Below are 24228 nucleotides of genomic sequence, written 5' to 3'. Positions count from 1 at the left end.
ATGGTCACGCGCAGCCCTCGTACGGACGTATTCGATCACCTCTGCCCCATGTCCGCTCCCGAACGGGCAAGAAAAACGGACAATGCCGGACATGCGGCAGCCCTCGCTCCACATCGCCCTACGGTCCGAAGGTGAGTTCTGAGCCGAGGCAAACCGTGGGAGGCGACCCGATGACCGAGACGACCGAGCATCCGGACCCTCCCGGCCGGACCGTGCCGGTCGAGCGGCTGAAGCTGGGCGACCATGCCTGCATGGCCCTGCGCGGGAGCGAGCCGCCGTGGAAGGTCTTCACCGCCTACACCCGCACCAGCCTGGCCCGCGGCGAGAAGGTCCTCCTCGTCATGGACCCGGACGACCTGGCCGACGACGAGGTGGTCTCGCTCCTGGACGGCGGCGACGGCCGGGTCGCCGAGGCCCGGAACAGCGGCCAGCTCGCCCTCGGACGGAACACCGAGATGTACGTCCCCGACGGTCGCTTCCGCGAGGACCGCACGATCGGCCGCTACACCGACGAGGTCAACCGCGCCCAGAGCGAGGGCTGGGCGGGGCTGCGGCTCACCGCCGACATGAGCTGGGCGCCGCGGGTCGGGATCGGCCACGACCGGCTGCTGGACTACGAGGCCTCCGTGGCCCCGCTGTTCGCCGATCCGCTGTTCACCGCCATCTGCTGGTACGACCGCGAGCGCTTCGGCGACCGGCTCCTGCACGACATGGGCAAGGTGCATCCGCTGCGGGTCATGGAGAACCTCGACGAGCTGGAGGTCACCCGGACCGCGGACGGCGGCCGGATCGCCGGGTCCGCGGGCCTCGACACCCGCACGGAGTTCGTCGAGGCCCTGCGCGAGGCGCTGAGCCACGGCAACTCCTCCGGGCCCGTCCGGCACGTCCTCGACCTGCGGGACCTGTGCTTCATGGAGGCGCACTGCGCCTGGCAGCTGATCAGCCTCGCCGGCTCGCTGCCGGCCGGCAGCGAGGTCACCGTGCGGTGCGGGGAGCTGCTCGGGATGGTGCTACGGCAGCTGGGCGCCGACGAGGTGCCGCAGCTGGTGATCGGCGTGGAGGGCGATGAGGTGGCGGTGTGAGCGGGCGTTCGTACGTGCGGTGGTGCACGGGGGAGGATGCGACGCGGTCGAACTACACGTGGTGGCGCGCATGTTGGAGTACCCGGTCATGGCGGCGGGGCCGGGTCTGCCTGCGCAGACACTGACGTGGCGGAGCGAAGTCGGCTGCGGTCGGACAACCCCGCCAAGGGGCGCGGGGAACTGCGCGACCAGCCACGACGGCGCCGCACTCAGCACTCAGCGGCGACCGCCCCCTACCCCGCCGCCCCCTCCCCCTGCGCGCTGAACCACGCCGCCACCTGCGACCGGTTGCTGAACCCCAGCTTCACGAGTATCCGCTCCACATGCCCCTCGGCGGTGCGCTGGGCGATGACCAGGGCGTCGGCGATCTGCCTGTTGGTCCGGCCCTGCGTGATCAGCTCGGCGACCTGGGTCTCCCGAGGCGTCAACACCACGTCGTCCGGCGGGACTTCGCTCCCCTGCCGGGGGACCTGCGGCGCCGCCTCTCCCAGGGCGTAGGCGACGGCCTCGTCCGCCGTCAGCCCGCCGCCCCGCCGATGCGCCCGCTCGTACGCCGGATCCCCCAGCGCCTCCCGGGCCCGCCGCCCGGCGCACCGCAACCGGCCCGGCGGGAAGGGCTCCACCGGATTGCCGCCGATGTCACGCCAGATCCGGTCGACCGCGCCCCGCAGCACCCCCACCCGCTCGGCCGGCCCCGCGGACGCCGACTCCTCCGCCGCGGCGAGCAGGCCCAGGGTGCGGGCGAGACTCTGGTGCTGTTTGACGGTGTACGGCAGCCGCAGACAGGCCCGCGCCTGCTCGGCGGCGCTGTCGTACTCCCCCGTCGCCCAGTGCGCGAGCGCGAGGGTGCGCAACGCCCAGCCCCGCGCCCACTGTTCGCCGTACGCCTCGCACAGCGCGATCGCCTCCCGGCACAGCGGCACGGCCTGCTCCGGGCGGCCCCGGCTGACCAGGGTGCAGGCCAGTTCGATGCGGGTGAGGACGACGAAACTGGCCAGCGTGGCACGGGACCTGCCCGGCGTGAGCAGCCCGGCCGGCACGGGCGGCGGTGTGGGCACCGGCAGTTCGTCGTCGGCCGCCGCGCGGGGTGCCGCGGTGCCCGCGAGGACGGCGGCGGAGCGGGTGTGCACCAGCGACATGATCGCGCCCGCCCACATGGCCCGGGTCAGCGCGTCGTCCGGCCGCGCCCCGGCGCCCAGCGCCCGGTCCATCCAGTGCCGGCCCTGGCCCCAGATGCCGTCGGCGACCCAGTGGAACCACAGCGACGAGGCGAACCGCAGGCCGTGCTGGGCCTCGCCCGGGGTGGTGAGGCAGAAGTCCAGGGCGGAGCCGATATTGTGCCGGTCGGCCTGCAACCGGTCGGTGATCTCCGCCTGGTCGGGCCCGAACCAGCTCCGCTCGTACTCGGCGGCCAGCCGCGCGAAGTGGTCCCGGTGCCGGCGCCGGGTCGCGGTGACCTCGCCGAGCTCCGCCAGCTTCTCCCGGCCGTAGTCGCGCAGGGAGACCAGCAGCCGGTAGCGCACCTGCCCGCCGGTCTCCTCACGCACCAGCACCGACTTGTCGACCAGTCCGGCGACGGCGTCGAGCACGTCCGCGGAGTCGATGCCCTCGCCCGCGCAGACCGCCTCCGCGGCGGCCAGGTCGAAGCTGCCGACGAACACCGACAGCCACGCCCACACCAACTGCTCCTGTGCCGTGCACAGTTCGTGGCTCCAGTCGACGGCGGAGCGCAGGGTGCGGTGCCGGGGCGCGGAGGCGGGGCTGCCGCCGGTGAGCAACCGGTAGCGGTCGTCGAGCCGTTCGACCAGCCGGTCCACACCGAGCGAGCGGACCCGCACGGCGGCCAGTTCGATGGCGAGCGGCAGCCCGTCGAGGCGCCGGCACAGCCGGGCCACGGCCGCCTGATTGCCCTCGCCGACGGTGAAGCCGGGGACGACCGCGGCCGCCCGGTCGGCGAACAGCCGGAGTGCCGGGAAGCGTTCGGCGGCCACCGTACCCGCGGCGACCTCCTCCGGCGCGGGCGCGGACAGCGGCGGCACCTCGAAGAGCCGCTCGCCGACCAGCCCGAGCCGGTGCCGGCTGGTGGCCAGCACCCGCACCCCCTCGGTCGCGGCCAGCACGGTCGCCGCGAGCACGGCACAACTGCGCAGCACGTGCTCGCAGTTGTCGAGGACGATCAGCAGCCGCCGCTCCCGCAGATACTCCACCAGGACGTCCAGCGGCGGCCGTACGCTCTCGTTGCGCACCCCGAGCGCCTCGATCACGGCGTGCGGCACGAACGCCTCGTCCTGCAACGCGGCCAGCGGCACCAGCCACACCCCGTCGGGAAAGACCCGGGCGACCTGCCGCGCCACATGCCCGGCGAGCCGCGTCTTGCCCACCCCGCCGGGCCCGGTCAGCGTCAGCAGCCTGCCCGCCGACAGCAACCGCCTGACCTCCGCCGCCTCGTCCCGCCGCCCCACGAAGCTCGTCAGCTCCGTGGGGAAGCCGGACGTCCGCCGCGCCTCCGATCCGCCCACGACCAGTCACGCCCTTAGTAGTGGTCCCCGCACGCGCTGTTGTCCCCCGCAGGGTAGGCACCTGCCGACCGGGTGAGGCGCGGTTCGCGGAATTGCCGCCACTACGGGTGACCAGGGGTTGCGGACGGGGCCCCGGCCGCCCTCAGCACCGCCTCCACCACCCGCGGCAGCGATCCCGGGTGCAGGAACAGGAAGAGGTTGGGCTCGACGAGTTCCAGCTCCATCACCACCGGCGCCCCGTCGTCCCCGTCCACCAGGTCCACGCGCGCGTACAGCAGCTCGGGAGCGTCCGGTACGGCGGCCAGGGCCCGCTCGGCGACGGCCAGCTCGGCGGGTGTCGCCGTCCACGGCTCCAGGCCCGGGTGGGCGACCTTGTCCGCGTCGAAGGCCGTGCCGGGCGCGAGGACGGCCCGCTTCCGGCTGGCGTGCAGCAGCCGCCCGCCGAAGAACTGCAGCGCCCGCTCCCCGCCGGCGTCGATGCCCCGCATGTACGGCTGGATCATCGCGGTGAACCCCTCCGCGTGCATCCGCTCCAGATGCCGTACGGCCGTGTCGCGCTGCTCGGCCGTGTACCGGGCGGCATAGCGCGCCCCGGCCCCGGAGGTCGGCTTCACGACGTACTCGTGATCATCCGGCAGCGCGACGGCGTCACCCGGCGCGAGATACGAGGTGGGCACGGTCGGCACCCCGGCCGCGGCCAGCTCTCCCAGGTACCGCTTGTCGCTGCTCCAGCGCACGACCTCGGCGGGATTGGCGAGCCTGGTCACCTTCCCGACCCGCTCGGTCCACGCCGTGAACTCGGCGGCCCGCCAGCTGTAGTCCCAGGTCGACCGGATGAGGACCAGGTCGTAGCCGGCCCAGTCGGCCTCGGTGTCGTCCCAGAACACGGCCTCCGCGTCGGCCCCGGCGGCCCGCAGGGCGTCCACCAGCACGGGCAGGTCGCGGTCACGGGAGGGCTCGGGCCGGGGGTCGTAGGTGGCGAGGGCGACTCGGGGCACGGGTGGGTCCCTTCGGACGGGTCTTGCGGATGGGCTTTGCAGATGGGTCCTGCACAGTCCCGGCAGGCTAACCGGAGGGCACGCAACCGCGGCAACCCGTTTGACCTTCCCCCACGGTGAAGCCCCAGCATCGGGGACGCGAACCGGAAGGGGAGGTGGTGGCGCGTGCTGACGATCGGCGCCTTCGCGAAGGCGTGCCGGCTGTCGCCCAAGGCCCTGCGGCTGTACGACGAGTTGGACCTGCTGCGGCCCGCCCGGGTCGACCCGGACACCGGGTACCGCTACTACGCGGCGGCGCAGCTGGAGCAGGCCCGGCTGGTGGCGTGGCTGCGGCGGATCGGGATGCCGCTGGCCCGTATCCGCGAGGTGTGCGCGCTGTCGCCGGAGGCCGCCGCCGGGGAGATCCGCGCGTACTGGCAGCGGGTGGAGGCGGAGACGGCCCAGCGCCGGGACCTGGCCGCCTTCCTGATCGACCACCTCACGACGGACGGACGCCGGGACGAGGCCCCCATGCTGGAACTGCGCTACGCCGCCCACTCGGACATCGGCCGGGTCCGCCCGCACAACCAGGACACGGCGTACGCGGGCACCCGTCTGCTCGCCGTCGCGGACGGCTTCGGGCCCGGGGGCGCGCCGGTGAGCCGGGCGGCCGTGGAAGCGCTGAAGACGCTGGAGACCCGGGAGATCCCGGCCGGTGACGTGCTCAACCTCCTTCAGGAGACGGTGAGCGGCGCGAGGGAAGCCGTGGCGCACGACTCCGGGACCACCCTCACCGCCCTCCTGTGGACGGACTCGCGTCTCGCACTCGTCCACATCGGCGACTCCCGCGCCTATCTCCTGCGGGACGGTGCCCTGTTCCGCATCACCCACGACCACACCCTCGTCCAGTCCCTGATCGACGAGGGCCGGCTGACCCCGGAGGAGGCCGGCTCCCATCCCCGGCGCACCCTCCTCCTCAAGGCCCTCGGCACCGCGGCCCCGGACCTCCGCGTCCATGACGCTGCCCCCGGCGACCGCTACCTCCTGTGCTCCGACGGCCTGTCGAGCGTCGTCCCCGACGCCCGCATCCGCACGGCCCTCACGACCGCGACCTCTCCGGAAGAGGCCGTCCACACCCTGATCGGCGCGGCGAACGAGGCGGGCGGCCCGGACAACGTGAGCTGTGTGGTGGCGGACGTGGTGAGGGCGCTGGGGGCCTGACCGCCGCCGCGGCGTTTCTTCCGGTGGCCGATGGTGTACGGAGGGATCGTGACGACGTACGGCAACAGTGAAGGAGTACGCCCTGTGCCCTCCCTTTTCCCGGCCCTGACCGACAGCCCGCCCGACCGGCCGGCCCTGCGCTTCGGCGACCGCTCCCTGACGTACGGCGAGCTCGCCGCCGCCACCGGTGCCCTGGCGGCGCGGATCGGCGGGGCGGGCCGGGTGGCCGTCTGGGCGACCCCGGCACTGGAGACCGCGGTGGCGGTGGTGGCGGCGCTGGAGGCCGGTGTGGCCGCCGTACCGCTCAACCCCAAGTCCGGGGAGAAGGAACTCGGGCACATCCTGTCCGACAGCGCGCCGAGTCTCGTGCTCGCGGCCCCGGATGACGAACTCCCGGCCCCGCTCCGGGACTTGGCCCGGTCGGACGTCGACGTACGGGCCACCGGCTCCCGCCCCGCCGAGCACGCTACCGAGGCCGACCCCGCCCTGATCGTCTACACCTCCGGCACCACCGGCCCGCCGAAGGGCGCGGTCCTCCCCCGCCGGGCGATCACCAGCACCCTGGACGCGCTCGCGGACGCCTGGCAGTGGACCGGCGAGGACGTGCTCGTGCACGGGCTGCCCCTGTTCCATGTGCACGGTCTGGTCCTCGGCATCCTCGGCCCACTGCGCCGCGGCGGTTCGGTACGCCACCTGGGCCGGTTCACCACGGAAGGCGTGGCGCGTGAGCTGAACGCCGGCGCGACCATGCTGTTCGGGGTGCCGACGATGTACCACCGCATCGCCCAAGCCCTCCCCGAGGACCTGGAGTTGACGAAGGCGCTGGCCGGAGCCCGCCTCCTGGTCTCCGGCTCCGCCGCCCTGCCCGTCCATGACCACGAGCGCATCACGGCCGCGACGGGCCGCCGGGTGATCGAGCGGTACGGCATGACCGAGACCCTGATGAACACGAGCGTGCGCGCGGACGGGGAGCCGCGCGCGGGCACCGTCGGCGTGCCGCTGCCGGGCGTCGAGCTGCGGCTGGTGGAGGAGGACGGGACGCCGATCACGTCGTACGACGGCGAGACGGTGGGCGAGATCCAGGTGCGCGGGACGAACCTGTTCACGGAGTACCTCAACCGTCCCGACGCGACGGCCGCCGCGTTCACGGCGGACGGCTGGTTCCGCACCGGGGACATGGCGGTGCGCGACCCTGACGGGTACGTCCGGATCGTCGGCCGCAAGGCCACCGACCTGATCAAGAGCGGGGGTTACAAGATCGGGGCGGGCGAGATCGAGAACGCGCTGCTGGAACACCCGGGAGTGCGGGAGGCGGCGGTGACAGGCGAGCCGGACGCGGACCTGGGTGAGCGGATCGTCGCCTGGATCGTGCCGACCGATCCTCAATCGCCCCCGGAGACGGACGAGTTGGCGGACCATGTGGCCCACCGCCTGGCCCCCCACAAGCGCCCTCGCGTCGTCCACTACCTGAACGCCCTCCCCCGAAACGACATGGGAAAGATCATGAAGCGGGCACTGCATGCCTGAGCGCCTCTCCGCCCGCGAGACCCTCGCCCTCGTCACCGACGACTTCACCTTCACCGAACTCCCGGTTTCTGGAAGCGATGTCCCGCCCGACGGGCCGCTCGGCTGGCAGGGCTACGACGCCTCGCGCGCCCGCGCCGCCGAGCGCACCGGCGAGCAGGAGTCGGTCGTGTGCGGCACGGGGCGGGTCGAGGGCACCCGGGCCGTGCTGATCGCCTTCGAGTTCGGCTTCCTCGGCGGCTCGCTCGGCGTCCGCACCGGTGACCGGCTGGAGGCGGCGTACGCGTACGCGCGCGAACACCGGCTGCCGGTCGTCCCGTTGGTGGCGACGGGCGGCAGCCGCATGCAGGAGGGCATGCTCGCGCTGACCCAACTCCAGCGGGTGGCACGCCAGTCGGCGCTGACGCGGGAGGCGGGCCTCGCGCAGATCGCCGTGCTGCGCGACCCGACGACCGGTGGCGGCTGGGCCACCCTCGGCGCCGGTGCGGACGTCACCCTCGCCCTGCCCGGCGCCCAGGTCGGCTTCGCCGGTTCCCGGGTCCGTCCGGCGGACGCGGACCCGGCGGCGTACACGGCGGAGGCGCAGTTCGCGGCGGGCGCGGTGGACGCGGTCGTACCCCCGGGCGAGCTGCGGGAGGTGCTGGGCCGCTGGCTGCGGCTGCTGACGTGCCCGAGCGATGCCCCGGCCCCGGTGCCAGCCCCGCTCGGCGCACCGGACCTGCCCGCGACCGGCTGGGAGGCGGTGAGCCGGGCCCGTTCCCCGCAACGCCCACGCGCAGTCGCCTACTTGGACGCCTACTTCACCCACCGCCTACCACTCTCAGGTGACCGCTGCGGCGGCACCGACCCCGGCATGCTCTGCGGTTTCGGCGAACGGGAGGGCCGTACGATCGCGTACGCGGCGCAGGACGGGACGGCGACCCGCCCGGCCGGTTACCGCACGGCGATCCGGCTGATCCGGCTCGCGGACCGGCTCGGCATCCCGGTGCTGACGCTGGTGGACACGCCCGGCGCCGCCAATGACGCGGAGGCCGAACGACAGGGCGTCGGCGCGGCGATCGCGGACCTGTTCCTGACGGTCGCCGCGGCTCGCACCCCGGTCACCACGCTCCTCATCGGCGAGGGCGGCTCCGGCGGCGCACTGGCCCTCGCGTCCCCCGGCAACACCTGGGCCACGCCGGACAGCTACTTCTCGGTGATCGCCCCCGAACTCGCCGCGGCGATCCTGAAGCGACCGGAGACGGAGATCGAAGCGACCGCGGAACAACTGCTTCTGAGGCCACAGGACGTCGTGGCGCTGGGCGTGATCCGCCCGACCTCGCCAAGCACCTTCCGTGACAATAGAGTTGACTGAGGTCACACACCACGGGGGAGTTGGCGCCGACATGGACAGTTTGATGCAGTTCAAGACCGAGGACGGTGCCCTGGTCGTCGTGGAGAGCGTCGACGGCAGGCCGGGGGCGCGGAACGTCTCGCGCGGCAGCGGACCGGCTCAGGCGGCGCGCACCTTCGAGGCCGCGCTCGACGGTGTGCGGGCGGCGGCCGAGTCGGCTCTGCGGGTCTTCCGGGAAGGCTCTCTTCGGCCCGACTCCGTAGAGCTCGAGTTCGGCGTGAAACTCAGCGCGGAGGCGGGTGCCGTCATCGCCAAGGGATCGGCTGAAGGGCACTTGGTCGTCAAGCTCAGCTGGTCGCCGGCGCCGGCCGTTCGGTCCGGTGCGGAGCCGGGGCCCGTCGCCCAGTCATGAGCAGCGCCGCCTGGCACGCCCGGATCGAGTGCGGCGACGAGGTCGGGGCGGGCTTCCTCGTCTCGGCGCGGCAGGTGCTCACCTGCGCCCATGTCGTCCAGTGGGATCAGACCGCGGCGGTATCAGTGACGTTTCCCGGGCACCAGGAGCTGGGCAGCCTCACCGCCACCGTGGTCGTGCGCGGCGGCTGGCAGGGCGGCGACACCTCGCCCGGTGACGTGGCGGTCCTCGAACTTGACCGGGAAGTACCCATCGCTCCGGCCCGGTTCGCCCCGCCCGGCGCCGAACGCGGGCCGTCCGCCCCCGAGTTGGTCGCCTACGGCTTCCCGGCAGGGTACGAGGAGGGTGCGCTCGCGGTGTACCGGGCGGTGCGCGGACCCCTGATCGCGGACGAGTGGGTGCAGTTGCAGGCCGTCGCCGCCCATGGGCAGCCACTGGCGGACGGTTTCAGCGGGGCGGCACTCGCTCTGGACGGCCAGGTGGTGGGCATGGTCACGCAGATCGCGGGGGAACCGGACCTTCGGGTGGGCCGCATGCTGCCCACCCAGGTCATCGCCCGTTACTGGCCCGAACTGGGCGAGCTCGTCCCCACGCCCGACCACCACCTCGATGCCGTACGACGGCTGTACACCCTGGTCCGGCGGGCCGTGGACCGAAGGGCGGACTGCGATCCGGACCGGCTGTACCGTGACGCGGTGGGCGCCTTCGGCCCGGAGCTGCCGCCAGGCGGTTTCGCCACGCTGGGGGCAGCCGCCGGGTATGTGCAGTGGGAGGTCCCCGACGCCGAGGCGGTGACCCGGTTCGCCGATCTGCTGCAGGAGCTGCTGGACGCGCCGCCCGCCCGGCCGGCCACCGCGTCCTCCTGGTCGCCGATCGTGGTCGAGCTCGATCACAGCGGCGCGGGCCCGGACCAGGTCACCGTCGAGGTGTCCGCCTATCGTGAGGGGCAACGGCGTCGGGTGGGCTCGCGACGCCTGCCGCGCTCCGCGGTACGGGAGTACGTCCAGCGGAGCATCGACGAGGCCTTCACCCACCTCTCTTCCGACGCGGCGGAGTTGCTGACGTTCGTGCTGCCCCGGGAGTGGCTGAACGAACCGGTGGCGCACTGGGAGTGCGGCACCGAGGACTCCACCCCGCTGGGCTGCGCGTACCCGCTCGTGGTCGTGGACCGGTCCCGGCACCGCAGCGGCGGGCTGCGCCACCAGCTGTCCAGGAAGTGGCAGAAGCTGGATGCCTGTCCGAAGGCGCGACTGCACCGGGTGGAGTGCGATACGACAGAGCGTCCGCCGAGCCTGCGCAAGCGCCTGCGCGAGGACGACGTCGGCCTGGCCGGTTTCTCCTTCCCGCCCGCCACCGCCCGCCCACACTTCGATGCCGGCCTCAACACACCCGTGCCGGTCCTGCTGTGGTCGCGCACGGGCTGCTCGGCCCTCCGGCACGAGGGCCGCTGCTCCGGTCAGGTGTTCCTGGACCGGCTCGCCGCGTCCGTCGCCGATGTCCCTCCCGCCGAACTTCCCCGGCACGTCATGGCGTTGCGGGAGACGGCGAACGCGGACGAGGACCCGGAGACGCACTGGGCGAACCACGTCCAGCTCCTGTGGGACGATCCGCGCTGCTTCCCCGAGCCCGCCGCCAGCCTGCACTCCCCCGTCGCCTGAAGCCGTCGCCCATCTCACGGAGAGAAGACTCATGCCCCTGTGGCCCGTCTACCTCGGCACCAACGAGCCGCACGACGGCATCTCCCAGCTGCCGCCGCCTCCTCCCTGGCGGGCCTTCGACGGCGAACCGGTGCTCGACCAGCCGGAAGCACCCACGGTCTCCGCCGATCGCGCGCATCGCGCGGAGACGTACCGGGCCACCCAGGAGACGGTCCAACTGGTCAACGCGGCCCTGTACTTGCGACGGCCACTGCTGGTGACCGGCCCGCCCGGCACGGGTAAGTCCTCCCTCGTGTACGCGGTCGCCCGCGAGTTGCAACTCGGTCCCGTCCTGCGGTGGAACATCACCAGCCGCAGCACCCTCCACGACGGCCTCTACCAGTACGACCCGCTCTCCCGGCTGTACGCGGCCCGGCAGGCGCCGGCGGCCGAGACCGGCATCGAGGACCATCTGCGCCTGGGGCCACTGGGCACCGCCCTGCTCCCCTACGCCCGCCCCCGTGCCCTGCTCATAGACGAGATCGACAAGAGCGACCTGGACCTGCCCAACGACCTGCTGAACGTGCTGGAGGAGGGTGAGTACGAGATCCCGGAGCTGATCCGGACCACCCGGGACACCCCCTCGGCCGAGGTGATGATCGACGGCAGCGACCAGCGGGTGACGGTGGAGCGCGGCCGCGTCCGCTGCCGCGCCTTCCCCTTCGTCGTGCTCACCAGCAACGGCGAGCGCGAGTTCCCGCCGGCCTTCCTGCGGCGTTGTGTCACGTTGCGGCTGCGGCAGCCGGACGACAGCCACCTCACCGATATCGTCCGCGCCCACTTCGACGAGGAACCCGACGCCTACGCGCAGACCCTGATCAGCCGCTTCCTGTCCCGGGTGGGCGGCGGCGACCTGGCCACCGATCAGCTGCTGAACGCGATCTACCTGGCCCGTTCCTCCGACCTGGCCGCCGAGTCCCTCGACGAGCTGGCCGAGCGGCTGATGCCGTACCTCAGCGAGGCGCCGCAGTCCGATGCGTTCTGAGCGACCGGCTCCGCAACCGCTCGCCCGCCTCGCCGACCTCCTGGCCGAGGCGGCCGACGGCATGCGCCCGACCCCGCTCGAACTCGCCGAACTCCTGTGGCTGGCCCGCCACCTGGAGCCGCCGGCCGAGGCCCCGGCCGCCGTCGAGCCATCAGCCCGCGCCGACGACGTACGACAGGAGGTCCCCGAGCCGGCTCCCGCGCCGCCCTCGCCCGGGGAGCAGGACCGCAGCGCCCCGCAGCCCCCGCGCACCCCGCAGCCCCCGCGCACCCCGCTGCACCTGCCCGCCCCCGACCGCACCCCGGGCCTGGGGGCGCCGGCCGAGCCGCACACCACCCTCCTGGCTCCGGCACCCCCGATGCTGCGCCACCCGCTGGCGCTCCAGCGCGCGCTGCGCCCGCTCAAGCGCCGTACCGCGGCACCGGACCGCGTCGAGCTGGACGAGCGGGCCACCGCCGACCGCATCGCCCGTCTCGGCGCCGGCCCTGAGTGGTGGCTGCCGGTGCTGCGCCCGGCGCGTGAGCGCTGGCTGCGGCTGAATCTCGTGTACGACGCCGGGCCCACGATGCCGGTCTGGCGCCCCCTGATCCGCGAGCTGCACGCGGCGCTCGCCCAGTCGGGCATCTTCCGCACGGTGTCCGTGCACCGCGCCGATCCCGACGGCACCGCACGCCCCGATACCGCCACGCCCGCCGACGGCCGCACGGTGACCCTCCTGGTCAGCGACTGCATGGGCCCGCAGTGGCGTGCGGGCCCCGCCGGTGAGCGTTGGTTCGAGACGCTGCGCCGCTGGGCGCGCCGGACGTCGCTGGCCGTCGTACAGCCGCTCCCCGAGCACCTGTGGCGCGACACGGCCCTGCCCGCGGCGCCCGGCCGGCTGTCGGCTCCGCATCCGGCGGCTCCCTCGGCCGCACTCGCCTTCACCCCGTACGACGACGTCCTGCACGGAGCCGACAGCGCCCCGCCCCTGCCCGTGCTGGAGCCGGGGCCGCGGTGGCTGTCGAACTGGGCCGCGCTGGTCGCCACGCCGGGGGGCCAGGAACTGCCCGGCGCCGCCGCCCGGTTGGGCGGGCCGCTGTCGGCCGCTGCCGGGGACCGTACGGACGTGGCCGACCTCTCTCCCGAGGAACTGGTGCTGCGTTTTCGCGCCACCGCCTCCCCGGAGGCGTTCCGGCTGGCGGGGCATCTCGCGGTGGGCCGTCCCCATCTGCCGTTCATGCGGCTGGTCCAGGCCGCTCTCGAACCGCACCCACGCCCCCAGCATCTGGCCGAGGTGATCCTGTCCGGCATGCTCACCGGTGTGTCCGGCGCGTCGGGTTCGTACGCCTTCCGGCCCGGAGTGCGGGAACTGCTGCTCCAAGGAGTGCCACGCACGGCACGTGGGCGCACCACCGAACTGCTGGCCCGGGTGGGCGGGTTGATCGACGAACGGGCGGGTTCGGCGCCGGGGGAGTTCGTGGCGTCGACACCGGGAGCCGGCGGTGCGCAGGGCAATGTGGACGCGGAGGCGTTCGCGACGGTCACCGCCGAGAGCCTGCGGCAGATGGGCGGTGGCACGGCGGTCACCGCACCCGAGTGGCTGGGTGACCGGCGGTATCGGCTGCTGGAGCGGCTCGAGCCAGGTGGCAGGGTGTGGCGGGCCCAGGACGCCGAGACGGACCGGACCGTGGTGGTCCGGCTGCACCGGCCGATCACCGAGCGTGCGCGCCGGGAGGCCTTCCTGCGGGACGCGGAGATCCTCCGGGGGATCGAGCACCACGGTGTGGTGACCGTCCACGATTTCGGCATCGAGGACGGGGTGCCCTACCTGGTCATGGAGGAGCTGGACGGCATCCCTCTCGGTCATTTGGCCGGAGGGAGCGGGGGTCTCGTCCCGGCGCCCCTGCTGGTATCCATCGCGGCTCAGGTCGCGCGGGCCCTGCTGGCCTGCCACCTGGCCGGTGTCACCCATGGCGGCCTCGACATGGCGGCGGTGATGCTGCTGCCCGACGGCGCGGTCAAGGTCACTCAGTTCGCACCGGGCCGGGTCTCTGGCCCCGGGGGGCGCGCCGGAGATCTGCGGGCACTGGCCGAGGTGCTGCTGCAACTGGCGGCAGGCACCACGCGGTTGGTGCCTCCGCTGCGACCGCCGCAGTTGGGGCATCTGCCCAGAAACCTCCAGACCGCTTTCGCCACAGCCCTCAACAAACTTCTGTCCCGGCTTCTCAACTCCCAGACGGAGGGCTTGAAGCTGCTCCTTGATCCGGAGCTCATGCGGCTCGCCAGAGAGGGGTACACGCAGCGCTTCTACTACCTCCTCGGTCCGCTGCGGGTCGAAACGCCGGACCGCCGGCAGCCCATCACGGTGGATGAGCTGCCGATGCTCGCCATGCTGCTGCTCCGGCACGGCCGCAAGGTCACGACCGACGAGTTGGCGGCCGGGCTGTGGGGTTCCGGCGAGAGGCCGGACAGCCCGCTCGAGGAACTGGCGGGCCTGGCACGCCGCTTGAACTCAGCCCTGGAACCCGGTGCCCTTGCCGCCCTTCCCGGCGGCTATGCGTTGCACACCAGCGCCGACTACGTCGACCTCATCGAGTGCGAGCGACTGGTGGCCCAGACACCCCGGGAACGCGCGCACTACGACCAGGCCCTCGCGCTCTGGCGCAGCGGCACTCCCCTCGCGAACGTGCTCGGCCCGGCTGCCCGCACCGCCCGAACCCGCCTGACCCAGCTTCGCCTCGGCCTGTACCGCTCCCGTGCGGAACTAGACCTGGAACTCGGGGAGTTCGAGCGCGCGGCCACCGAGCTCGAATCCCTCCTGGCCCTCTATCCCGCCCGGGAGGACTTCCGCCGTCTCTATCTCATCGCGCTCCGCCGCCAGGGCCGTACGGAGGAGGCGCTGGAGGTGTACGAGGAGTACGAGCTGTCCGGCGGTGACAACCCCGAGCTGATGGCCCTGGGCCGGGAACTGCGTGAGGAGTTCGGCGGCGGGTCGGAGGAGACGGCCGACGAGGAGGACCCCGAGGCGCCCACCGACACCGACACCGCGTATGGCTTCGTCGCCGCCCCGGACGAGCATCCGGACGGGTTTGTCGATCCGGAGGGCGATCGCCCGACGATTCTCGATCTCCGGCCTGAGCTGCCCGAGGGTACCCCCCTGCCCTTGGACGACGTGCCGGAGAGCCTTTTCACCGGAGAAGACACGGGCGACGAGGACGGTCCGGAGATCGACACACACGACCGCATCCGGTATGCGTTCGCCGACGGCCGCCAGCCCGGAGCGGCCCGCGACGCCCTGCGCCGCTTGGTCCACGAGCTCCTCGAGGCCGGTGAAGTCCCCTCGGAGAACTACCGGTTGCTGGACACCGACGACGGCATCGCCGTGCTGATGAACGCGTACGTGGACGGTTCCGCCCTGCTCCGCGCGACGCTCGACCTGCTGCCCGATCGGATGAGACGCCTGGGCGGCCTCCGAGTCCGCGTGGAGTTCAGCAAGGTGGGACTCCAACCGGACGGCAGCGAGGTGTACAGCGACCTCCCCGGCCGAGAACTCACCCAGGCGGCGCTCAACGCCTCTTCCGCGCAGGCGGTCATCGCCCTCTCGGACTCCTGGCATGACACGGAGATCGCGGACGCCCCGCTCGGCACGTACGCCCCCTTCAGGCCTCTCGTGCCCCGCCCCGGCTGGTACTGCCTCGTCCACCAAAGCCTCCCGGCCGACGACGACACGCCCACGGGCCCCGACGAACCCGCCGTGCGCGGCCCCTTCCCCATGCCGTACGACGGGACCGTCCCGCGTTCCCGAGGCGAGGCCACGGCCATCGTCCTCGCCCTCCCCGACGGCGAGTTCGCCCTCCCCGAGTCCCCAACACTGCGCACGACCCCGGCGCGTCTGCGGGCGGGCTGGTCCTACTACGAAGTCGACCTGCGCCCCCGTGAACTGGTCCTCGACGCCGTACGGCCCGGCGTCACGGTGCGGTGGAGCGTCGACGATCCCGTGCTCGCGGCAGGGAGTCAGCTCGACCCGCGCCGGGTGATCGCCGACACGGTCACCGACGCGTCGCTGACCGGTCGCGCTGCCGAGGCCGCGCTGAGGCCCTTGCGCGTCCCCGGCTACACCCTGCGGTGGTCCTTCCCCGCCACGCCGCCCCGCAGGCGCTCCCCGGAGGACCTGATCGCGAACGCCGCAGGCGTGCTGCTCGGCTTCGACGGCGTACTGGCACACCTCTACCCGTCCGGCTCCGAGCAGTCGGTCCTGCTGGATCTCGAACGTCTGGCCATGGAGGGGGGCGACCCTGAGGGCGCACTGCCAGGGCGTCCGTCGCCCACCGTGGCAGAGCACTCCGATTCCCTCGGTCTGCTCCGCGCGTTCGCGCACCACGACCTGGCCCAGCCGCTACGCCGCCGGGCCGACCTGCACGACATGCAGGCGGCCGACACCGCGCGCCCCGTCCAATCCGCCGCCGAACTGCTCCGCACGCTGCACGCGTCCGGCACCCGCACCGCCGTCGTCACCGACCGGGCCACGACGGCGGCCACCCGGTATCTGGCGCGGCTCGATCTCCCCGTCCGCGGCGGCGTCCACGGCCGCGGCACCGACCTCACCCGGCTCATGCCGCACCCGCACGTCCTCACCGAGGCCCTCGACGTGCTCGGCGCCCCCGCGTCCGCCTGCGTCCTGGTCGGCTCCACCGTCGCCGGCCTCCGCGCGGCCCGCGCCATCAGCCTGCCCTTCATCGGCTTCAGCGGATACGAGACGGTCCGACGAGAGCTCCGCGGCGCCGACCCCGACGTACCCGTCGTCTGGGGCCTCGCCGCCTTGGTGGCCGCCGCCCGCCGCCGCTGAGCGCCCCTCGAGTTCTTTAGATAACTTTTACATGGGACATAAGCCGCAAAACCCCCCATTCAGCCGCGCCCCACACAGCCCCCTCCAACAGGCGTCCCACCCCCCGCCCCCACACGATGCCAGTGAGGCCCGCCGCCCGGCGCGGCCCCCCGGTCTGTGCTCTCGGGAGGACCTGCCATGACCGCCAGTCTGGAGCAGCTGCGCCGCTGCCACTTCGCCGTCGACCTGGGCGCGGCGAGGACGCGGGTGTACGTGAAGGGCGCCGGGCTCGTCGTCGACCAGCCGTCCGTCGCCGCCGTCAACACCCGCACCGGCGCGCTGATCGCGGTCGGCGACTTCGCGGAGAAGATGACGGGCCGTACCCCCGACTACATCCGTGTCGTGCGGCCCGTCTCCGGCGGCACGGTCGTCGACATCGAGATGGCGCAGCGCATGCTGCGGCACCTGCTCGGCGACAAGATCCGCCGCTCGCTGCGCCGCAAGCCGATCCTGCGCGCCGCCGCCTGCACCCCGCACGACGCGGACCCGCTCGCGCAGCGCGCCGCCATCGAGACCCTGGTCGGTCTCGGCGCCCGCCGCGTGGAGCTGGTGGACACCCTCATCGCCGCGGCCGTGGGCTGCGGACTGCCCGTGGAGCGGCCCGAGGCGACCATGGTGCTGGTCTGCGGCGCGGCGGCCACCCAGGTCGCCGTGCTCTCCCTGGGCTCGATCGTGAACGCCGTCCGCATCCCGGTCGGCGGCGAGGCCGTGGACCACGCGATCGTGCAGCACCTGCGCCACCAGCACGAGCTGATGCTGCCGAGCCAGTCCGTACGGCCGCTCCAGCTCGCCCTGTCCGGCAACGGTCTCACCGCCTCCGGCCCCGCCTCCACCGAGATCCACGGCCGTGACGTCGCCACCGGTCTCGCCCGCTCCGTCCAGGTCGACACCGCCGCCGTCCGCGACGCGATCCAGACCCCGCTCACCGCGGTCCTCGACGGCATCGGCAAGGTGCTGCGGGACTGCCCGCCGGACCTGGTGGCCGACCTCGCCGACCGCGGCATCATGATGGTCGGCGGCAGCGCCCTGCTCCCCGGCTTCGACCAGATGCTGCGCCAGGCGACCGGCATGCCGGTGCACATCGCGGAGCGCCCCGAGGTGTGCGCGGTGGAGGGGCTGGGCGCGATGCTGGAGGGCCGTATCGAGCCGCTGGCGCTGGACCCGATCACCGACTGAGGCGCCCCGTTGACCGGCGAGGACCCGCTCCCGCCCCTCCTGGAGGCCGTCCTCAGCGTCGGCACCGATCTCGAACTGCGCACCACCCTTCAGCACATCGTGGACGCGGCCGCCGAGCTCACCGGCGCCCGGTACTCCGCGCTCGGGACGGCCGACCCGGGGCAGGACGGGCTCATCGAGATCAGCGCCCCGGGCTCGGCGGTCCCGGAAGAGACGGTGCTCACCGTGCCGATCCGTGTCCAGGACGAGGAGTTCGGCACGCTGCATCTGGCAGGCAAGGACACCTTCACCGCCGAGGACGAACAGCTCCTGCACGTCCTCGCCGCCCAGGCCGGCATCGCGATCGGCAACGCCCGGCTGTACGAGGCGGCGCGGCAGCGGGAACGCTGGATCGAGGGCGCGGCGGCCGTCACGACGGCGCTGCTGAGCGACGGGCCGGCGGCCGACGCCCTGACGACCGTCGCCGAACGCGCCCGTATCCTCGCCGACGCCTCCGCCGGGGTCATCCTCCAGCCCACCGACGAGGGCGGCATGGAGATCGTGACGGCGTCGACGTACGACGACCCGGGCGACATCGTCGGCACCACGATCGCCCCCGGCAGCCCGGTCCTGGAACAACTCCTCGGCGGTGAACCGGTGTTCGTGGACGACTCGGCGACCGATCCCCGCATGACGACGCACGTCCGCCACCGCTTCGGCCCCAGCATGATGCTGCCCCTCCAGGCGGACGGCCGGCTGATCGGCACCCTCGCCCTGCCCCGCCGCCGCGGCGACCGCCCGTACACCTCCGTGGAACGCCTGCTGGCCGTCCAGTTCGCCTCCCAGGCCGCCCTCGCCCTCGTCCTCGCGGACGCCCAGCACAGCCGTGAGCTCCTGGCCGTCTTCGAGGACCGCGACCGCATCGCCCGCGACCTGCACGACCTCGTCGTCCAACGGCTGTTCGCCACCGGAATGATGCTGGAGTCCACCCAGCGCCGCCCCGGAGCGGAGGATGTCCAGGAGACCCTGACCAGGGCGGTCGACGAACTGCAGTCGACGATCCAGGAGGTCCGCACGACGATCTTCGCCCTGCAACAGCCCCCGGCGGACGCCCCGACCACCTTCCGCGGCAGGGTACTCCGTGAGACGGCAGGCGCCGCGGCCCTCCTGGGCTTCACTCCGTCGACCCGGTTCACCGGCCCGGTGGAACACCGCGTCCCCGAACAGACAGCCGCTCAACTCCTCACCGCCCTACGCCGAGCCCTCGCGACCGCGTCCCGCCGCACCGGTGTCTCCCGCATCGAGGTGACGGTGGACGCGACGGCCACACTGCCCGACGGACGGGAAGGCGTACGGCTGACGGTGTACGACGACGGCCGGACGGGGGACGGCGGCACGGGGACGACGGTCACCTGGCAGGCACCGTTGTGAACCTCTCCCCTGGCCGCCTGCTTCGGCTGTTCCTGGCGCGAGCGGAGAGTGGCCGCCCTGTGGCAGCGCGGCCTGGCCATAGCCGCCGTCTTCCGCCCACCCCCGTGACGCCCCGGCCCGACCGCCCGGCCGTCACCGCCCGAACCAGCACCGCACCGTAGTCCCCAGCGGGCCGGTGTGCATCCGGACCAGGTCGGACACCAGGTTCACCATCAGCAGTCCACGCCCGCCGCGCTGGTCCAGCGGTGCCGGGCGCCGTCCCACGAGAGGGTCCGCGAGCACCCCGGAGTCCCGCACCTCGCACACCACCGCACCGCAGCTCACGCCCGCCACGCCGGCGCCCTCCCCCCAGACCCGCAGCACCCCACGCCCGCCCCCGTGCACCACGCTGTTGGTCGTCAGCTCCGCCGTGGCCAGCATCAGATCCTGTACGCGGGCGGGGGTGAGGCCGAGGCGGGTGCCTTCGTCGGCGGCGCGGTGGCGGGCCTCGGGGAGTGAGTCCTCGTCGAAGGGGAAGGTCACGGCGGACGCCCCCGGCACCACGGGCAGCGGCTCGTTGTAGCGGGCGACCACCTTGTCCGGCGCGTATCTCCCGCTGTGCGCCGTCCGTCCGTCGTGGATGACCGTGGGATGCGTGGCCCAGGCGTCGGCGAGCACCCGCTCGTCGAGGCGCCGGACGTCGTAGGGGCACAGGATGGTCGCCGTACGGCCTTCGAAGGCGGCGTTGATCAGGGCCTCGTGCTGGACGCAGGCCGGGTACTCGACGGCGGTACGGCCCGCCCAGATCGGTTCGCCGATGATCCGTACCCGGCGTCCAAGCGGCTGTGCGTCGGCGAAGGCCCGCAGCACGCCGGGGATGATCCGGCCGGGGTTGCGGCCGGCCCGCTCCATGTCGAGGAGGCGTACGGCGCCGGCCGCGGGACCGAGCCCTTCCCTGATGAGGCGGAGGTTCCGGCCGGGCACCGCCACGGCGACCGGCTCCCCCGCGGCGAGCCCCTCGCGGATGAAGCCGAGCGTGCCCTCGAGGTAGTCCCGGGTGTCGCGGTAGAACAGCGCGGGGTGGACGAAGGGGGTGGGCGTGCCGCCCGGCCCTTGTCCGTCGAGCCCTCCTGGCTCACTCCTGCCGCTCATACCGCTCCCCGCTGATCCTGGACGAACCGCGCTTACCCCCCGCTGGGCCGGTCAATCCCCGAAGGACGGGTGCAGGGCCGGTCCGCCGGATCCTGCCACGGACGCCGGGTCCGGGCCACCGCCTGCGCCGAGCCGACGGTGCGGAGCCGGCCGCGCCGGGCCGGCCGCGGCCCGGTACGGCACACAGGTGGTTCACAGGTACGCAGAGGGTTAACCCTCGACGGCTCCCGTACGGCCCTCGAATGACCGCCCTTCGCATGACATGCCTACGTCAATCCTGTCATCCTTCCGAACCGCACCCCGCACTGCTCAGCCCTGCACTGCTCAGTCCGACCCGGACAGCACATCCGTCTGCCCGGTCTGTCACCGGCCGCCCCCATACGGCCGTCGCAGTAGGAGCAAGAGTGAGACGAACCCCCAGACAGGCGATCAGACAGGCGACCAGACAGGCCACCGGAGCGGCGCCCCGACCGGCGACCCGACCGGTGACCGCCGCCGGAGCCCTCGCGGCCACCGCCGCCCTGCTCGCCCTCGGCCTCCAGACGGTCCCCGCGACCGCCGCGCCCGCCTCCCCCCACCCGAGCCCGCTGCGCACCGGCGGGCTGGAGGCCAAGCTCTCCCCGGCCCAGCGCACCGCGCTCATCAAGAGCACCGACGCCAAGACGGGCGCGACGGCCAGGACCCTCGGCCTCGGCGCCAAGGAGAAGCTGGTCGTCAAGGACGTCGTCAAGGACAACGACGGCACCCTGCACACCCGTTACGAGCGCACCTTCGCCGGCCTCCCCGTCCTCGGCGGCGACCTGGTCGTGCACACACCCCCGGCCGCACGGGCCGCCGGGACCGTGAGCACCACCTTCAACAACAACCGCCGTACCGTCTCGGTGAAGTCGACGACCGCCGCCTTCGGCAAGGCGGCCGCCGAGTCCAAGGCGCTGAAGACCGCCAAGGCGCTCAAGGCCGACGCCCCGGCCGCGCAGAGCGCCCGCAAGGTGATCTGGGCCGGCAAGGGCACCCCGAAGCTCGCCTGGGAGACGGTCGTCACCGGCTTCCAGGACGACGGCACCCCCAGCAAGCTGCACGTCATCACGGACGCCACGACCGGCGCCGAACTCTCCCGCTTCGAGGGCGTCGAGACCGGCACCGGCAACAGCCAGTACAGCGGCACGGTCACCATCGGGACGAATCTGTCCGGTTCGACGTACCAGCTGTACGACACCACGCGCGGCGGCCACAAGACGTACAGCCTCAACAACGGCACGTCCGGCACCGGCACGCTGATGACCGACGCCGACGACACCTGGGGCACCGGGTCCGGGTCCAACACCCAGACCGCGGGCGTCGACGCGCACTACGGGGCTCAGGTCACGTGGGACTTCTACAAGAACACCTTCAGCCGCAGCGGCATCAAGAACGACGGCGTGGCGGCCTACTCCCGCGTCCACTACAGCTCGTCGTACGTCAACGCCTTCTGGGACGACGACTGCTTCTGCATGACGTACGGCGACGGCTCGGGCGGCACGCACGCGCTGACGTCGCTGGACGTGGCCGGGCACGAGATGAGCCACGGCGTCACCTCCAACACGGCGGGGCTCAACTACACCGGTGAGTCAGGGGGGTTGAACGAAGCCACCTCCGACATATTCGGCACCGGCGTCGAGTTCTACGCCAACAACTCCAGCGACGTCGGTGACTACCTCATCGGCGAGAAGATCGACATCAACGGCGACGGCACGCCGCTGCGTTACATGGACAAGCCCAGCAAGGACGGTTCGTCGGCCGACAGTTGGTACTCCGGCGTCGGCAACCTCGACGTGCACTACTCGTCCGGCCCCGCGAACCACATGTTCTACCTGCTGAGCGAGGGCAGCGGCAGCAAGACCATCAACGGCGTCACCTACAACAGCCCGACCTCCGACGGGGTCGCCGTCGCCGGCATCGGCCGGGCCGCCGCCCTGCAGATCTGGTACAAGGCGCTGACGACGTACATGACGTCCAGCACCAACTACGCGGGCGCCCGCACCGCCGCCCTCAACGCCGCCGCGGCCCTCTACGGCACCAGCTCCACGCAGTACGCCGGGGTCGGCAACGCCTTCGCCGGCATCAACGTCGGCAGCCACATCACGGTCCCGAGCACCGGCGTCACGGTCACCAACCCGGGCAGCCAGACCTCCACCGCCGGCACCGCGGTGAGCCTCCAGATCAGCGCCAGTTCCACCAACAGCGGCACGCTGACCTACGCGGCGACCGGGCTGCCGACCGGCCTGTCGATCAGCAGCTCCACCGGCGTCATCTCGGGCACGCCGACCACCGCCGGGTCCTACAGCCCGACGGTCACGGTGACCGACAGCACCGGCGCGACCGGCACCGCCTCCTTCACCTGGACCGTCAACTCCAGTGGAGGCGGCGGCAGTTGCACCTCCACCCAGCTGCTGGGCAACGCGGGCTTCGAGTCCGGCAACACCACCTGGACCGCCACCAGCGGCGTCATCACCAACGACAGCGACGAGGCCGCCCGCACCGGCTCCTACAAGGCCTGGCTGGACGGCTACGGCTCCACCCACACCGACACGCTCTCCCAGTCGGTGACGATCCCGAGCGGCTGCACCGGCACCACGTTCACCTTCTATCTGCACATCGACACGGCCGAGACCACCACCAGCACCCAGTACGACAAGCTGACGGTCACCGCCGGATCGACCACCCTGGCCACGTACTCCAACCTCAACGCGGCCTCCGGGTACGTCCAGAAGTCGTTCAGCCTGTCGGCCTTCGCGGGCACGACCGTGACGCTGAAGTTCTCCGGTGTCGAGGACTCCTCGCTCCAGACGAGCTTCGTCGTCGACGACACGGCGGTGACGACGAGCTGAGCTCAGTGCTGGGCGAACTGCACACCCGTCCCCTGGACGACGTTCGGCCGTAGGGCGATCCCGTTCACCGTCAACTGCTCCCCGTAGATGTCGGTGACGCGGATCGCCCCGCCGCAGCCGGCGCCGTGCTCGGAGAGGAAGTAGTTGTACGAGGCGCGGGGCAACACGGTCCAGCCGCTACTGGTGCGCACCTCCAGCCGCGCCACCGGATTCCGGTGGCCGAGCACCTGGATGCCGCACCAGTAGCGGCTGGACCCGGTCTTGTACCGGACGGAGAGCTTCTGGCCCGTGCTGGGGCTCACCAGGCTCCAGGTGATCGGTATCTCGCCCTTCACCGGCGCGGCGAGCTTCGCGAACGCCTGCGCGCTGAGGTCGAGCTGACCGACGCGGCAGGGTGCGGGGCACTCGTTCGTGATCCGTACGGTGATCGACGCGCCGCCCGCGGCCCGGACCCGGACGTACGCCCCGCACGCCTTGGACGCCTCGTAGTCGGCGGTGTTCATGGCGGCGGTCAGGACGGTGCCGGCCGGACCGAAGGTGCAGGCGCCGTCGCCGTCCCCGGCGTCGTAGAAGGTGGCGACTCCGCTGTAGGTGACACCGGGCCTGATCCGGCCCGCCAACGAGCCGGTACCGGCAGGGGCTTTGGGCGTGGCCTTGGGCTGCTTGGCAGTAGTGGCCTTCGGGGTGGCCTTCTTGCCCGCCGAAGCCGAAGCGGAAGCCGAGGCCGAAGCGGACGCCGACGCGGAGGCCGACGCGCTCGGTGACGATGACGGGCCGTCGGACGGCGTCTGTCTCACCGCGCCGGACCCGGCGCTCGCCGCACGGCCGGCGTCCGCCACCGACACGGCGTCCCCCGAGCCGCCACCGGGCCGGAACGCCACGATCACGGACGCGATGAGCGCGACGGCCCCCACCGCGACGGCGATGAGAAGGGCACGTGACTTGCGAGGGCGGCGGTGCGAGGAGGGAGGGGCCACGGTCGGGTCCTTCTGTGTCGGGTGGGGCTCCGGGGACGGAGGCCTTCGACGTA

At 72.8% G+C, this 24228-nt stretch carries 15 protein-coding genes; 11 read left to right on the top strand and 4 right to left on the bottom strand.

From position 1 onward, the window contains the following. Positions 1–170 precede the first annotated feature (170 nt). Positions 171–1082 carry an MEDS domain-containing protein gene (locus tag ACFUO4_RS13900; RefSeq protein ID WP_383483793.1) on the top strand — a complete coding sequence of 304 codons (912 nt, stop codon included), beginning with the start codon at positions 171–173 and terminating at the stop codon, positions 1080–1082. 233 nt (positions 1083–1315) lie between these two features. Here ACFUO4_RS13900 and ACFUO4_RS13895 read toward each other — a convergent pair whose 3' ends face one another. Together ACFUO4_RS13895 and ACFUO4_RS13890 are read right to left on the bottom strand one after the other, a co-directional pair. Then, positions 1316–3601 (bottom strand): ATP-binding protein, encoded by a 2286-nt coding sequence (locus ACFUO4_RS13895; RefSeq protein ID WP_383483790.1) that lies wholly within the window; start codon positions 3599–3601, stop codon positions 1316–1318. A gap of 101 nt (positions 3602–3702) precedes the next feature. After that, positions 3703–4599, bottom strand: a complete 897-nt coding sequence (locus tag ACFUO4_RS13890; RefSeq protein ID WP_383483788.1) for a RimK family alpha-L-glutamate ligase — start codon at positions 4597–4599, stop codon at positions 3703–3705. A gap of 165 nt (positions 4600–4764) precedes the next feature. On the opposite strand from ACFUO4_RS13890, the gene ACFUO4_RS13885 reads away from it, so the two are divergent. The 9 genes from ACFUO4_RS13885 (at position 4765) to ACFUO4_RS13845 (ending at position 19200) form a co-directional block, all read left to right on the top strand. Further along, a complete protein-coding gene (locus ACFUO4_RS13885) occupies positions 4765–5799 on the top strand; it encodes a MerR family transcriptional regulator (RefSeq protein WP_383483785.1) in 1035 nt (344 codons plus the stop codon). A gap of 84 nt (positions 5800–5883) precedes the next feature. Then, entirely contained in the window at positions 5884–7326 is a 1443-nt protein-coding gene (locus ACFUO4_RS13880; RefSeq protein WP_383483782.1) for an acyl-CoA synthetase, read from the top strand. Beyond that, complete coding sequence (locus tag ACFUO4_RS13875; RefSeq protein WP_383483779.1) at positions 7319–8677, top strand: carboxyl transferase domain-containing protein; 1359 nt, start codon at positions 7319–7321, stop codon at positions 8675–8677. Before ACFUO4_RS13880 ends, ACFUO4_RS13875 begins: the two co-directional genes overlap by 8 nt. A 31-nt stretch (positions 8678–8708) precedes the next feature. Then, positions 8709–9068, top strand: a complete 360-nt coding sequence (locus ACFUO4_RS13870) for a CU044_2847 family protein (protein WP_383483776.1) — start codon at positions 8709–8711, stop codon at positions 9066–9068. After that, complete coding sequence (locus ACFUO4_RS13865) at positions 9065–10726, top strand: trypsin-like peptidase domain-containing protein (RefSeq protein WP_383483773.1); 1662 nt, start codon at positions 9065–9067, stop codon at positions 10724–10726. Before ACFUO4_RS13870 ends, ACFUO4_RS13865 begins: the two co-directional genes overlap by 4 nt. Positions 10727–10757: 31 nt before the next feature. Then, complete coding sequence (locus tag ACFUO4_RS13860) at positions 10758–11750, top strand: AAA family ATPase (protein ID WP_383483770.1); 993 nt, start codon at positions 10758–10760, stop codon at positions 11748–11750. After that, a complete protein-coding gene (locus tag ACFUO4_RS13855; RefSeq protein ID WP_383483767.1) occupies positions 11740–16575 on the top strand; it encodes an SAV_2336 N-terminal domain-related protein in 4836 nt (1611 codons plus the stop codon). The genes ACFUO4_RS13860 and ACFUO4_RS13855 overlap by 11 nt, the downstream gene beginning before the upstream one ends. A 177-nt stretch (positions 16576–16752) precedes the next feature. Then, positions 16753–17790, top strand: coding sequence for a rod shape-determining protein (locus ACFUO4_RS13850; protein ID WP_059191590.1), 1038 nt, complete (start codon positions 16753–16755; stop codon positions 17788–17790). 9 nt (positions 17791–17799) lie between these two features. Beyond that, positions 17800–19200 carry a GAF domain-containing sensor histidine kinase gene (locus ACFUO4_RS13845; protein WP_383483763.1) on the top strand — a complete coding sequence of 467 codons (1401 nt, stop codon included), beginning with the start codon at positions 17800–17802 and terminating at the stop codon, positions 19198–19200. Positions 19201–19332: 132 nt separating this feature from the next. On the opposite strand, the gene ACFUO4_RS13840 is transcribed toward ACFUO4_RS13845, so the two are convergent. Then, a complete protein-coding gene (locus tag ACFUO4_RS13840) occupies positions 19333–20331 on the bottom strand; it encodes an anti-sigma factor RsbA family regulatory protein (protein ID WP_383483760.1) in 999 nt (332 codons plus the stop codon). Between the two features lie 485 nt (positions 20332–20816). On the opposite strand from ACFUO4_RS13840, the gene ACFUO4_RS13835 reads away from it, so the two are divergent. Continuing rightward, the gene (locus tag ACFUO4_RS13835) at positions 20817–23198 is read left to right on the top strand and encodes a M4 family metallopeptidase (RefSeq protein ID WP_383485664.1); all 2382 of its coding nucleotides are present in this window, start codon (positions 20817–20819) and stop codon (positions 23196–23198) included. A 2-nt stretch (positions 23199–23200) separates the two neighbouring features. Here the strand turns inward: ACFUO4_RS13835 and ACFUO4_RS13830 are convergent, their stop codons facing one another. Then, complete coding sequence (locus ACFUO4_RS13830) at positions 23201–24175, bottom strand: expansin EXLX1 family cellulose-binding protein (RefSeq protein WP_383483757.1); 975 nt, start codon at positions 24173–24175, stop codon at positions 23201–23203. Positions 24176–24228: the final 53 nt, after the last annotated feature.

Source organism: Streptomyces sp. NPDC057280 (assembly GCF_042668605.1).
In the GTDB taxonomy this organism is placed as follows: Bacteria; Actinomycetota; Actinomycetes; order Streptomycetales; family Streptomycetaceae; genus Streptomyces.
Note: the sequence above shows the minus strand (reverse complement) of the source record. Positions and strands in the feature narration are given on the sequence as shown.

What these genes read in the sequence shown, in the direction of transcription:
- ACFUO4_RS13875 (WP_383483779.1), top strand. Translation starts at nt 7,319, where the DNA reads ATGCCTGAGCGCCTCTCCGCCCGCGAGACCCTCGCCCTCGTCACCGAC.
- ACFUO4_RS13840 (WP_383483760.1), bottom strand. Translation starts at nt 20,331, where the DNA reads ATGAGCGGCAGGAGTGAGCCAGGAGGGCTCGACGGACAAGGGCCGGGC.
- ACFUO4_RS13865 (WP_383483773.1), top strand. Translation starts at nt 9,065, where the DNA reads ATGAGCAGCGCCGCCTGGCACGCCCGGATCGAGTGCGGCGACGAGGTC.
- ACFUO4_RS13850 (WP_059191590.1), top strand. Translation starts at nt 16,753, where the DNA reads ATGACCGCCAGTCTGGAGCAGCTGCGCCGCTGCCACTTCGCCGTCGAC.
- ACFUO4_RS13855 (WP_383483767.1), top strand. Translation starts at nt 11,740, where the DNA reads ATGCGTTCTGAGCGACCGGCTCCGCAACCGCTCGCCCGCCTCGCCGAC.
- ACFUO4_RS13870 (WP_383483776.1), top strand. Translation starts at nt 8,709, where the DNA reads ATGGACAGTTTGATGCAGTTCAAGACCGAGGACGGTGCCCTGGTCGTC.
- ACFUO4_RS13860 (WP_383483770.1), top strand. Translation starts at nt 10,758, where the DNA reads ATGCCCCTGTGGCCCGTCTACCTCGGCACCAACGAGCCGCACGACGGC.
- ACFUO4_RS13900 (WP_383483793.1), top strand. Translation starts at nt 171, where the DNA reads ATGACCGAGACGACCGAGCATCCGGACCCTCCCGGCCGGACCGTGCCG.